At 49.3% G+C, this 11,896-nt stretch carries 9 protein-coding genes; 6 read left to right on the top strand and 3 right to left on the bottom strand.

Annotated features, from left to right (window positions below):
• The first annotated feature begins 18 nt into the window (after positions 1 to 18).
• A complete protein-coding gene (locus LEUMU_RS0121075) occupies positions 19 to 1,950 on the top strand; it encodes a hypothetical protein (protein ID WP_040504001.1) in 1,932 nt (643 codons plus the stop codon).
• Positions 1,951 to 2,054: 104 nt separating this feature from the next.
• On the opposite strand, the gene LEUMU_RS0121070 is transcribed toward LEUMU_RS0121075, so the two are convergent.
• Entirely contained in the window at positions 2,055 to 2,663 is a 609-nt protein-coding gene (locus LEUMU_RS0121070) for an HAD family hydrolase (RefSeq protein ID WP_022954291.1), read from the bottom strand.
• 122 nt (positions 2,664 to 2,785) lie between these two features.
• On the opposite strand from LEUMU_RS0121070, the gene LEUMU_RS0121065 reads away from it, so the two are divergent.
• The 5 genes from LEUMU_RS0121065 (at position 2,786) to LEUMU_RS0121045 (ending at position 9,576) form a co-directional block, all read left to right on the top strand.
• Positions 2,786 to 3,811, top strand: a complete 1,026-nt coding sequence (locus tag LEUMU_RS0121065) for an ABC transporter substrate-binding protein (protein ID WP_022954290.1) — start codon at positions 2,786 to 2,788, stop codon at positions 3,809 to 3,811.
• A gap of 19 nt (positions 3,812 to 3,830) precedes the next feature.
• Positions 3,831 to 6,017: an ABC transporter permease gene (locus LEUMU_RS0121060; protein ID WP_022954289.1), complete on the top strand. Its 2,187-nt coding sequence runs from the start codon at positions 3,831 to 3,833 to the stop codon at positions 6,015 to 6,017.
• Between the two features lie 19 nt (positions 6,018 to 6,036).
• Positions 6,037 to 7,119 (top strand): ABC transporter ATP-binding protein, encoded by a 1,083-nt coding sequence (locus LEUMU_RS0121055; RefSeq protein WP_022954288.1) that lies wholly within the window; start codon positions 6,037 to 6,039, stop codon positions 7,117 to 7,119.
• 148 nt (positions 7,120 to 7,267) lie between these two features.
• Positions 7,268 to 8,323, top strand: coding sequence for an alkene reductase (locus LEUMU_RS0121050; RefSeq protein ID WP_022954287.1), 1,056 nt, complete (start codon positions 7,268 to 7,270; stop codon positions 8,321 to 8,323).
• Between the two features lie 95 nt (positions 8,324 to 8,418).
• Positions 8,419 to 9,576 (top strand): ATP-binding protein, encoded by a 1,158-nt coding sequence (locus LEUMU_RS0121045; RefSeq protein WP_022954286.1) that lies wholly within the window; start codon positions 8,419 to 8,421, stop codon positions 9,574 to 9,576.
• A 32-nt stretch (positions 9,577 to 9,608) separates the two neighbouring features.
• On the opposite strand, the gene rarD is transcribed toward LEUMU_RS0121045, so the two are convergent.
• Together rarD and LEUMU_RS0121035 are read right to left on the bottom strand one after the other, a co-directional pair.
• The gene (gene rarD, locus LEUMU_RS27190) at positions 9,609 to 10,592 is read right to left on the bottom strand and encodes an EamA family transporter RarD (RefSeq protein WP_022954285.1); all 984 of its coding nucleotides are present in this window, start codon (positions 10,590 to 10,592) and stop codon (positions 9,609 to 9,611) included.
• Between the two features lie 69 nt (positions 10,593 to 10,661).
• On the bottom strand, positions 10,662 to 11,846 hold the full coding sequence (locus LEUMU_RS0121035; protein WP_022954284.1) for an aminotransferase class I/II-fold pyridoxal phosphate-dependent enzyme: 1,185 nt from the start codon (positions 11,844 to 11,846) through the stop codon (positions 10,662 to 10,664).
• Between the last annotated feature and the right edge of the window lie 50 nt (positions 11,847 to 11,896).

Below are 11,896 nucleotides of genomic sequence, written 5' to 3'. Positions count from 1 at the left end.
GATACAGGCTAAACCACTATGGCTGACGATCAAACAGAGGATACAAGCAAGAAGCCCACTCCCCGATCTCTAAAGCATCGGGTATGGAATCTGTTGCGCAAGCTATTTGAAGGCCTGCACTGGTTAACTGAGCGTTTTATTGGTTTATTGCGCCTGACTGCCACCGTGGCGATGTTTACCATGGTCGCTTTTATCTTCTACAACGCCTACGCCAGCCGCAATACGGTGGTCGTCAAACCTTTTGATGTACCCATCGCCATGGAGCAAGGTAACCACGCACACTCCGGCCGCATTATCGCCAATATTCTCAAAGACCATTTGCTGCAAGCTGAGAACACCTTTCAGGATGAGATTAACCGGGGTCGTGGTAATGGTGGCGTCATCATCAGTCAGCCAGTGACTTCGAATGAGCAAATTCTGATTGAGGGAGAAAGTATTAAGCTGCCGGAAACCGGTATCTCAGTCGATAATGTCATCGAGTTTATTTCGGGGCTATTTGGCCGCAAGAATCTCAATGGCGCGGTGTATCTAGAAGCTGGTACGACTCAGCCAAACCTCAATAAACTGTATCTGCAAATCACTTTAAAAGGCCGGATTATCAATTTCAATGAAGATGATATTGGCCTTGAGCGACGTAAACAGTTGCCACCTACCAGCCGCGACGGGCTAAACCTGCAACTAATTTCTGCGATGCTGGAAGCCAAAAGCAAAGAAATCCTCAGCATCGCCTCCGAAGACCATAACCTCTACTATTTCTGCACCCGCAATACCGACAAGATTGAATATAAAACAGGTAAACACAGCGAATTTTTTGACTACTGCAGCCAACTACAAGACGGCAATATCACGCCGCAGAAGTTACAGGAGCTCCGTAATGATCTCGCCAAGCATCCGGATACTTTATACACCCGCAGCGTCATCGGCCCGGTGCTGGCCTTTTTGCGTGATGAAAGCGGAAAGAAGTTAGCGCAACTTTGCCAGTCTCAGCGCTCTATTGCCTCCGCGGCCTGTCAGGATGTTTCCCTGCTGGCTAAATCGATGCAATACAGCCCGTCGCGAGCGCCATATATTGATCCCATTGTCAGCGCGTCGGCATCTATTTTACCCGAACCGAAAGTGAGTGACTTACTGGTTGATCCGGGAGTTTTAGCGCCTGCGCCAGTACTGGCACCTGACCCCGTCGCCACTCCAGTTGATGAGGGGAATGAGCAAACCAAAAAAGAGCCGGGCGTTGCTGAGAAGCTGGAGAAATACTGTTTTCCAGCGAACAAAGAAAGCTATCAAATGGTAGTACTGGCCAGCACGCTGGACTCGCGGCAAGCCAATCAACTGGAGAGCGATGCCACGCAGTTATTCAATAACGGCCTGTATCAGGACTCGCTGGTGAAGTTTCAGGAAGCCATTACCCACAACTGCATGAATGCAGTGGCGTGGGCCAATATGGGTATTTTACTGAGTACCGCCAGCTTAGAATCCAAAGTGCGCAATACCGATCAGGCACAAGTTGCGCTGAAACGAGCGATAAAACTCAATGGGCGCTTGGGCTGGATACATCACAGTTTATGCGTTGCCGAAGCCTATGCTGATGACAAGGATCTGGAGCGTTATTTAGCGAATGCCAGCTGCCGCGAGGCGCGTTTAATCGAGCCAATCAGCGAAGCCTTGTACGACAAATTATTCTATATCGAGATCGCTAACCGCTATCAGGAAACCGAGCAAGCGGACAAAGCCATGGAAGCTTATATCACTGCCATGAGCACCGAAAACCGCCGAGGCTGCCATATGCAGCGAGCGGTGGAAGGCCTGTTTGAGCTGGAGGAAACTGGCAACACAGGGGCGAAGGCAGCGGCTTGTAAAATCATTAAAGCCGTTCCGCCCTCGCCAGAGAAGGTCGCTATTTCTGAGTGTGAGCAGGCGATTAGTGATCTTGCGACTGAGTCCTGCTCTTAAAACGAGCTTAGACATTGTCGCTAAGCCAAGTTTCAGCCTCCTTCCGAAAGGTCAGGCTTCAACCCTGCGGATGAACTAGGTTTCACTCCTGTTATAAGGTTGCCTTACAGGATGCCGTGCTTTTGCAAGTCCGCTCGCATTTGCTCTGGCGTGGTAAATAACTCAGCTATCCAACCAGAATCTTGCGCGCCTTTTACATTATTTGGACTGTCATCGAAGAACAAGGTGGCAGTAGGCTCCAAATCAAAGTTTGTGGCATGTAACTCGTAAATGGCAGGGTCTGGCTTGATCAACTTAACCTCACCCGAGACTGTTACACCGCGCGTAGAGCTTAAGAAACTGTGTACTTTGCCCGCTTCACGAAAAGTATCCTGATGCCAGTTAGTGAGTAATGTGACATCCCAACCAGCATCCATCACCTGCTGTAGCAACTCCACGCTGCCATCAATAGTGTGGGTCAGCATTTGAATCCAATCGCGACGGTAAGCCCGAATCAATTCTTCTTGCTCTGGGAAGTCTCTGACTAACAGCTCTTCCGCATCCACCCATTCACGGCCGCGGTCTTGTTCACGATTCCAAGCCGGTGTGCACACCTCGCTTAAAAACCACTGACGCTCCTGCACATTCGGAATCAATCTGCGATATGGCACCTCTGGATCCCAATGTAAAAACACCTGCCCGATATCAAAAACCACGTGCTTAATGTCACTCATTTACTACCTCCTCTATTGGCCAGAACAGCATACACCGAACATTCGACAAACAACAAAATTTGCATTTATTAGCTACAAGGAGTACCAATAAGGCTCGGTACGACTATTTCTGAGGAGGAATAATGATTACGTATTCGCGACTAGCCGCTACAGGGCTGATTGTTTCCTGCCTGACCGGCAATGCCTTTGCCGCTGAAAAACTCACATACTATTGCAGCGCCCAAGAAGAATGGTGCCAACTCATGGCCAAAGGCTTTGAAGAAGCCACTGGCATCAAAGTTAGCATGACTCGCAAAAGCTCTGGCGAAACCATGGCGCAGCTCAAAGCAGAAGCCAGTAACCCTAAAGGTGATATTTGGTGGGGCGGCACTGGTGACCCACACCTACAAGCGGCCGAAGAAGGCCTGACCGAACCTTATGTATCCCCTATGCGCGAAGAGCTGCACGACTGGGCCGTCAAGCAAGCGACCTCAGCCGATGACAAAACCATTGGTATTTACTTCGGTGGATTGGGCTATGGCTACAACGAAGAGCTCTTAGCAAAGAACAACCTGCCCGTCCCTGCCTGCTGGAAAGACTTGCTTAAACCAGAATACAAAGGCCATGTGCAAATGGCTAACCCAAATTCATCCGGAACCGCTTACACCACACTCGCCACCATGGTGCAGTTATTTGGTGAAGAAGAAGGCTTTGAGTTTATGAAAGGCCTGCACAAAAATATCAATCAATACACCAAGTCAGGCTCGGCACCAATCAAATCTGCGGCGCGCGGTGAAAATACCATCGGCATCGTGTTTATGCATGATGCGGTGAAGCAGGCAGTCTCCGGCTTCCCAATCAAAGTGGTGGCACCTTGTGAAGGCACAGGCTATGAAATTGGCTCCATGAGCATCGTTAAAGGCGCTCGTAATCCTGAGAATGCTAAGAAGTTCTATGATTGGGCACTTAGCGCGCCCGTTCAAACACGGTCTCTGGAAGTTAAGGCCTATCAGGTGATGTCTAACAAAACAGCGGAGAGCTCGCCGAAAGCACCGGACTTATCGCTGGTTAAGTTGATAGATTATGACTTTAAGAAGTACGGCTCTTCTGATGAGCGCAAGCGCTTGTTAAAGAAGTGGGATGACGAAGTCAGCAACCTTCCACAATAACCACTAGGGCCAGCGAACTGTGACCAACCGCCTCAATAAAACTGTGCTGATGCTATTACTGCTCGGCACGGCCGGTTTCATGCTGCTACCTTGGTATGTTCAGGAGGATGGCTTCTGGTCATTTGAATGGCTGCTGGATGGCTACCCGTTTGATTCGGACTATGCCCCAGCGGCCTTTTTACTGGCTCAGGGTGAAAAACTCTGGCTATGGCCGCTAGTGGGCTTTCTACTGGCACCGGTCACACTGCTCTTTAAAAACAAAACTAACCCCATCTATGCCCGACTCTTATTGATTTGTGGTATCGGGGGCTTAGCATTTTTACTCGGCCAAGGCTTTGCCATTGGGATTCAAGGTTGGCAAATAAATGCCTTCGAATCCCTATTCGGCGAACTGGGCGACCGGCAATTCGGGCTGGGTTATGGCGCGCTACTACTAGGACTCGCCTTCTTATTTATGATCACCAATGGCGCGGCGGCAAAAGGCGCGGTCAATGGTGATGTGTTTGTGGTTAGTGCAATCGGCTTTGTAGTCGCCATTGTTGGGATCTTTATTTTCTATCCCATTCTGCAAATGCTGACTTATGCATTTCGTGATGATGCAGGGCTTTACTCCATCACGGTCTTTTTAGAGAAATTCTTTAGTACAAAAATTTGGGGCTTGGGCTGCTTGGATGGCAGTCGAGGCTGTGGCGCAGCATGGAACTCGCTGTTTTTAGGTGTTGTTGTGGGTGCATCGACCACTTTATTAGGACTAATCTTTGCATTAGTCGCCACGCGCTCCGGCTTTCGCTACGTTAAAGTACTGCGCGCACTCACCGTATTACCGATTATCACCCCACCATTCGTAATTGGTTTGGCGATTATTTTGCTGTTTGGGCTTTCCGGTAGCGTCACCACGTTTGTGGCTGATCTATTCGGTTTACAAGCCACTCGCTGGGTCTATGGCATGCCCGGCATTATGATTGCGCAAATGCTGGCCTTTACCCCGATTGCATTTTTAGTGCTGATCGGCGTGGTTGAAGGCATTAGCCCATCTATGGAAGAAGCTGCACAAACCTTACGCGCCTCGCCATGGCATACCTTTAGAACGGTTTCATTGCCACTGATGAGACCCGGTTTAGCGAATGCTTTTTTGCTAGGCTTTATCGAAAGCATGGCCGACTTTGGTAACCCCCTAGTGCTTGGCGGCAATTTTGATGTGCTCTCTACCGAGATTTTCTTCGCCATTGTTGGCGCGCAAAACGATCAGGGGCAAGCCTCAGTGTTAGCCATCGTGCTACTCACATTCACCCTGTTAGCCTTCTTTGCACAACGGCGCTGGCTGGGTAAAAAGTCTTACACCACCACAACCGGAAAAGGCGATGGCGGCATGCATCCGAAGCTGCCACGTCGCATAAAATGGCCGGCTTACACCATCGCTTTAATTTGGACCTGCATGACGCTAGTGATCTACGCGATGATTGTTTACGGTGGTTTTGTGGAGCTATGGGGCCTGAATAACACCCTCACCTTCCGCCATTATATCGATGCCTTTGGCATTGGCTGGAATGACAATGGCATCCTCTGGCAAGGCTCGGCTTGGGACTCTTTCTGGACCACGCTACAAATCTCTGCCATCGCCGCGCCCTTTACGGCAATGATTGGTTTAGTTACCGCTTACTTACTCGTGCGCCAACGCTTTGCCGGTAAAAATGCTTTTGAATTTGGCACCATGTTGTCCTTCGCCATTCCCGGTACCGTAATCGGTGTAAGTTATATTCTGGCCTTTAATGTGCCACCGATTGAGCTAACCGGCACCGGTGCAATTTTGGTACTCAGCTTTATCTTCAGGAATATGCCAGTGGGCGTTCGTGCTGGCGTTGCCTCTATGTCGCAACTGGATAAGAGCTTGGATGAAGCCTCGCTTACCTTGGGTGCAAATGCCTGGCAAACCTTCCGGAAAATCATATTGCCACTCATGCGTCCGGCGATTCTGGCTGCGATTGTGTATAGCTTCGTACGCGCCATGACAGCGATTAGCGCGGTGATTTTCTTAGTCAGTGCAGAATACAATATGGCCACCAGCTACATTATCGGGCGCGTTGAAAACAACGACTACGGACTGGCTATTGCTTACTCCACCACGCTAATTGTGGTGATGCTGATCGCGGTTACGCTGTTCCAGTGGCTAATCATAAAACGCACCGGAACCCGGCTAGCCCCATGACAATGATAGGTAAAACACCATGAGCAAGATCAAAAGCAATGCCGCATCAGTCACCTTTAAAAATGTGACCAAGCTGTATGGTGAAACTGTTAAAGCGGTGGATGATGTCTCGCTGGAGATTGCTGCTGGCACACTGGTGACTTTACTCGGGCCTTCTGGCTGCGGCAAAACCACCACCTTACGCATGATTGCCGGACTCGAAATGGCTACCGAAGGCCGCATTTTAATTGGTGATCAGGATGTTACCCAACTCCCTGCCACCGATCGCGATGTGAGTATGGTATTTCAATCCTATGCGCTATTCCCGCATATGACGGTTGGTGAAAATGTGGCTTATGGCCTGAAGCTCAGCGGTTATAAAAAGCAGGAAGTTACCGAGCGCATGCTGGCCGGTTTGGAAATGGTTGGATTAGCCGGTTTTGATAAGCGCTTACCTAGCCAACTTTCCGGAGGTCAGCAGCAACGGGTAGCAGTGGCTCGCGCCTTGGTATTGGAGCCTCAGGTTTTATTATTCGATGAGCCATTATCCAATCTGGATGCAAAATTGCGCCGCCAGGTGCGTGAAGAGATTCGGGAAATCCAACAAAAGCTTGGATTAACCGTAGTTTATGTCACGCATGATCAAGAAGAAGCGCTGGCCGTATCAGATCGTATTATCGTGATGCGTAACGCCAGCATTGCTCAAAGCGGCACACCAAGAGAGCTTTATGAAGCACCACAAGATGCCTTTGTTGCCGACTTCATTGGTGAAGCCAATCTGATTGATTGCACCATTGAACAGGTACAGGGAGAGCTTGCCACGGTTCGCGTTGGCGCGTTGACCTTAGAACTCCCCGCCAGAGCACAACTAACGGGCGACGCAGTAATTGCCGTACGGCCAAGCCGCATCGTGCTATCCGCTCCAGACGCAGCCAACACCCTGCCAGCCAGCATCCAAAAAGCCACCTATGTGGGCAGCCATATGGAATATCGTATTGCTACCGAGTTCGGCGATTTATTTGCCGTTTCAGGTAAAGTAAACACACCTTGGAATAATGGTGATCAGGTCGGCCTTTCGTTTATGGACTCCGGCCCTGTGCTACTGCCTGCGGACTCCCGTTAAGCAAAATTACGATTCCGTAACGCCTCTTGTTTTAGCCAAAACCACCCGCATCATTTCCGCTTAGACACACTCTTAATAATTATCAGCAAACCGTTGCATCAGACTCTGATGCCTCAGGCTTTTTGCATTCAAATAAACGGACTATTCCATGTTATTAGATCCAATTAAAGTTGGCGCAATGACGCTAAAAAACCGCACGATTATGGCACCACTAACACGCTGCCGCGCGGGTCTCGAACACCAACCGAATGCCATGATGGCAGAATATTATTCGCAACGCGCCAGTGCTGGCCTGCTGATTACCGAGTGCACCATGGTGATGGAAAATACCTCTGCATTTGGAACTGAGCCAGGTATTTACTCTGAAAAGCAAATTGAAGGCTGGAAGCTAACCACCGACGCAGTACATAAAGCTGGCGGCAAAATCTTTATGCAAATCTGGCATGCCGGACGCGCAGCACACCCTGATTTAAACAATGGCGCAGAGACCGTTTCGGCCAGCGCAATTGCGATTGATGGCGAAATTCATACTCCGAATGGCATGGTGCCAAATGCAACCCCTCGCGCACTTCGCGATGATGAGATTCCGGGCATTGTTGAAGCCTTCGCACAAGCCGCTAAAAATGCGATTGCTGCCGGCTTTGATGGCGTGGAAGTACACGGTGCAAACGGCTACCTGATTGACCAATTCCTACGCGAAAGCGCAAACCAGCGCAGTGCACCCTATGGTGGCTCAATGGAAAATCGCGCACGTTTCTTATTTGAAGTATTAAGCGCGGTAACGGATGCGATTGGCAGCGAGCGTGTTGGTGTGCGCTTATCCCCACTCAACAGCTTTAACAGCATGAAAGACAGTGATCCGGTTGGCTTGGTGACTTATCTGGCTACTCGCTTGGACAAAATGAATCTAGCTTATCTGCACATGATGCGCAGTGATTTCTTCGGCCAGCAGGAAGCCGACGTAATGACTGCCGCTCGTGAAAACTATCAGGGCATACTGATCGCCAATATGGGCTATAACGCAGAAGAAGCGGAGCAGGCTATTGCCGAAGGTAAGGCTGATACGATTGCGTTTGGAACAGGCTTTTTAGCGAACCCTGATTTGCCAGAGCGAATTGCTAAAGGTATTGAATGGAATGCACCGGACCAGAGTACATTTTATACGCCGGGTCCAGAAGGCTATACCGACTACCCTACGCTTTGAATAGTGACGTTACCCATAGAACGATTACTCGTGGATACTAAAAATCCTGCAAATCCGGACTTGAACTCCGGATTTGCAGGATATACTCTAGTTACATGATCCCACGACACCTAACATCAGAGCTGCTCACACAGCTTAAAGAGTACCCGATCGTTACCGTACTCGGTCCAAGACAAGCCGGTAAAACGACGCTCACCCGTAATGCTTTACCCGATTATGACTACGTCAGTCTGGAAAATCCGGAAACCCGCGCTATCGCGACAGAAGATCCCAAGGCTTTTCTCAAGCAGTACTCAGGCAAGGTAATTTTCGACGAAATCCAACGCACACCGCACTTACTCAGCTATTTACAGGGCATCGTGGATGAGACGGGTGAGAATGGCCAGTTTGTATTAACCGGCTCTCATCAACTGGAATTGCGCGCAGCCATTACGCAATCACTGGCAGGCAGAACCGGAATGCTGCATTTGCTACCTCTCAGCATTGCGGAGCTCAGCGAGGCTGGAATCAGTTTTGATACATTCGAAGAGTACATCTTTCAGGGTTTTTTGCCACGTATTTACGATCAGAAACAGCGCCCACATACTGCCTACGCCAACTACTACCAGACTTATCTGGAGCGCGATGTTCGCCAAATCATTAACTTAAAAGACGTCACTTTATTTGAAAAATTCATCAAGCTATTGGCCGGTCGCGTGGGCCAGTTGGTGAATTTCGATTCGTTATCTAATGATGTTGGCGTGGACAGTAAAACCATTAAAAACTGGTTATCCATTCTGGAAGCTTCTTTTGTCGTATTCAAGCTGCCGCCCTACTTTGAGAATTTTGGGAAGCGCGTGATTAAGTCGCCAAAGTATTATTTCACGGATACCGGATTGTTGACTTACTTGCTCGATATTGAACGAGTCAATCAGGTTCGTAGAGACCCCTTAATCGGAAATATCTTTGAAAATCTGGTTATTCTGGAAGCGCTAAAAACTCGCTACAACCATGGCTTATCGCCGAATTTGTATTTCTTTCGTGATGGTGCTGGCCATGAAGTTGACTTGCTGTTTAAGTCCGGCAGCCAGCTATCAGGTGTGGAAATTAAAGCAGCATCTACCTGGAATGCTCGCTTTAAAAAAGGCCTACAGCACTTTTCTGAAAAAAACGCGGCATTGGCGCAGTCCCATGTGGTTTACAGCGGAGACAGCATTGAGTTCAGTGATGGCACCAACGCTGTCTCATATTTAGATGTGGCAACATTATTCTAAACCACCTTCGTAAACCTTAAGCAACCACAGCATTAATTACGTTCATTAATCGCACTGAGCATTGACTCCTCATCACTTATCGCTGTTTGTGGCTTTAGGTTGTTAAGACTGCCTTTACTGATACCACTTACCTTTTTCGCCACCTTCTGATTAGCCCGATACCGCCGAATCCCATCTACAATAAACAACAACACCGCCAGCCAAACAAAACCATAACCCACAAACTGATGGAACGTAAACGTTTCCTTAAACACGAACAGCCCAAACATTAAATGCATGGTCGGTGCGATATATTGAAAAATCCCCACCAAGCTCAACGGCACATTCTTAGTCGCAGAAGCAAATAACAATAAAGGTACTGTCGTGATCAAACCCGCCCCAATCAGTAGCCCAATATCTAACGGGCCGGAGTGTGCAAAGCTCCCCACGCCCTGCCATTCGCTATAAAGCAAAAATCCAAGCGCTGGCAAAAACAGCACACAGGTTTCCACGGTCAAACCAGAAATAGACCCCAGCGGCGCTTTCTTTTTAACCAAGCCATAAAAGCCAAAGGAGATGCCCAGCGTTAAAGCAATCCAAGGAACTTGACCATACACTAGCGCCAGATATAGCACGCCGCAAAATGCCGAGCCAACCGCTACCCATTGCAATTTACGCAGTCTCTCTTTCAAGAACACCACACCGAGCAACACACTCACTAGGGGATTAATGAAATAGCCCAAGCTGGTTTCAACCACAAAACCGGCATTCACCGCCCACACATAAACCACCCAGTTGATGCTGACCAACACCGCAGCCAGCGCATAAATGCCGACCGTGGTTTTATTGCGAACGCCCGCCATTAGCTCTTTGCTGCGCTTGGTGAGCAGGATCACGATAAACAGAATCACAAAGGACCAAGCAATGCGATGCGCCACAATTTGCGTGGCCGGTACTGACTGCAACAGCTTCCAATACAGCGGGAATAATCCCCAGATGAAAAAGGCGCCAATGGCCTGCATAAATCCCAAATTCATAGTACTGACCTTGCTTAATGAGCTCCCGACTCTAAGCGAATGACTCGGTGCATGGCCAGCGTTATTTCATCAATCGGAGTAATGCGTCTCAAAGTGCGTGCGCATTGCGGCCAGCCCGTCTTTAAACACTTGATCGCGGCCAATACCAATGCGGAAATGATCTTGCGGTACGTCCGTCAATTCGGAGGAATAAATCGACGATGGCAGTAGCAGCACGCCACTTTCCTCAATCAATAATCGGCAGAATTCTTCCCCGGTTCCGGGGCCGGTGTATTTAGGAAATGCAACACAGCCACCCATTGGGCGTTGCCATTCAACCAGTCCCGGAAAGTCATTAAATAACTGCTCCAGTAACACCACATTGTCCAGCATGATAGCGTGGTTGCGGCCCAGTATCTGCTCACGGTTTTTAAGGGCAATCAGTGATAATTGCTCAGAGGGTGCCGAGTTACAAATCGACAGATAATGCTTATAGCGCTCTACTTTTTGCAGCAGTGCTTTATCCTGACTGGCAATCCAGCCCACGCGTAAGCCCGGCATGCCATAGGCTTTAGACATCACGTTGAGTGAAATACCCCGCTCATAAATATCAGCGATTTGCGGCATGCGGTTGCTAGGGTCAAGCTCAACGCCGTAATACACCTCATCGCTCAGCAGATACAAGCCATGCTCGCGGCATAAGGCAATCAGCGCATCTAAGTCCTCACGCCCCATCAACATGCCGGTTGGGTTATGCGGGAAGTTCAGTGAAATCAGTTTGGTATTGGGCTGAATCGCCGCGCGTACATCATCAAGATCTAATCGCCAACCGCCATTAGCAATGCCGTTTTGATCAGGCTGTGGCGGCTGATAGTGCATCGGTACGCCGGTCACTTCACACACTGATAACGGCACCGTTTCGGCACTTTGATAATTTGGGGTGGGTACGATGACATGATCATCGGCGCTCAACAGCACTTTGGCAACGGTATACAAGCCTTCGCCCGCACCAGCTAAACACAGAATATTCTCTGGTTGCATGCACTCATAGGTTTTGGCGATTTCCACTCGCAGCGCGGGCGCTCCCCACGTTTCGGTGTAGCCAAGCCATAGGTTTTCAAACGCGGATTTATCTTCCGGTGATGCCATGGCAAGCAGTTCAGATAAGCTCATGCTTTCCAAATCCGAAGCCGTCATGTGGTGTTTAGCGTTGAATTCCCAGCGGGAGAAAAAGACTTCGAGACCAAAGTCGCGCATAGGCTTGGCGTGTGTCATGGCATTTCCTGTAGTGAGGGTTTGGAGTCGTCTTTATATCGCTAATAAGA

The organism is Leucothrix mucor DSM 2157 (assembly GCF_000419525.1).
GTDB lineage: Bacteria > Pseudomonadota > Gammaproteobacteria > Thiotrichales > Thiotrichaceae > Leucothrix > Leucothrix mucor.
This window is presented reverse-complemented; position numbering and strand designations above follow the sequence as displayed.

Excerpts from the sequence above, each read along its gene's own strand:
- rarD (WP_022954285.1), bottom strand. The coding sequence starts at position 10,592 with ATGAATTTGGGATTTATGCAGGCCATTGGCGCCTTTTTCATCTGGGGA.
- LEUMU_RS0121050 (WP_022954287.1), top strand. The coding sequence starts at position 7,268 with ATGTTATTAGATCCAATTAAAGTTGGCGCAATGACGCTAAAAAACCGC.
- LEUMU_RS0121055 (WP_022954288.1), top strand. The coding sequence starts at position 6,037 with ATGAGCAAGATCAAAAGCAATGCCGCATCAGTCACCTTTAAAAATGTG.
- LEUMU_RS0121070 (WP_022954291.1), bottom strand. The coding sequence starts at position 2,663 with ATGAGTGACATTAAGCACGTGGTTTTTGATATCGGGCAGGTGTTTTTA.
- LEUMU_RS0121045 (WP_022954286.1), top strand. The coding sequence starts at position 8,419 with ATGATCCCACGACACCTAACATCAGAGCTGCTCACACAGCTTAAAGAG.
- LEUMU_RS0121035 (WP_022954284.1), bottom strand. The coding sequence starts at position 11,846 with ATGACACACGCCAAGCCTATGCGCGACTTTGGTCTCGAAGTCTTTTTC.
- LEUMU_RS0121075 (WP_040504001.1), top strand. The coding sequence starts at position 19 with ATGGCTGACGATCAAACAGAGGATACAAGCAAGAAGCCCACTCCCCGA.
- LEUMU_RS0121065 (WP_022954290.1), top strand. The coding sequence starts at position 2,786 with ATGATTACGTATTCGCGACTAGCCGCTACAGGGCTGATTGTTTCCTGC.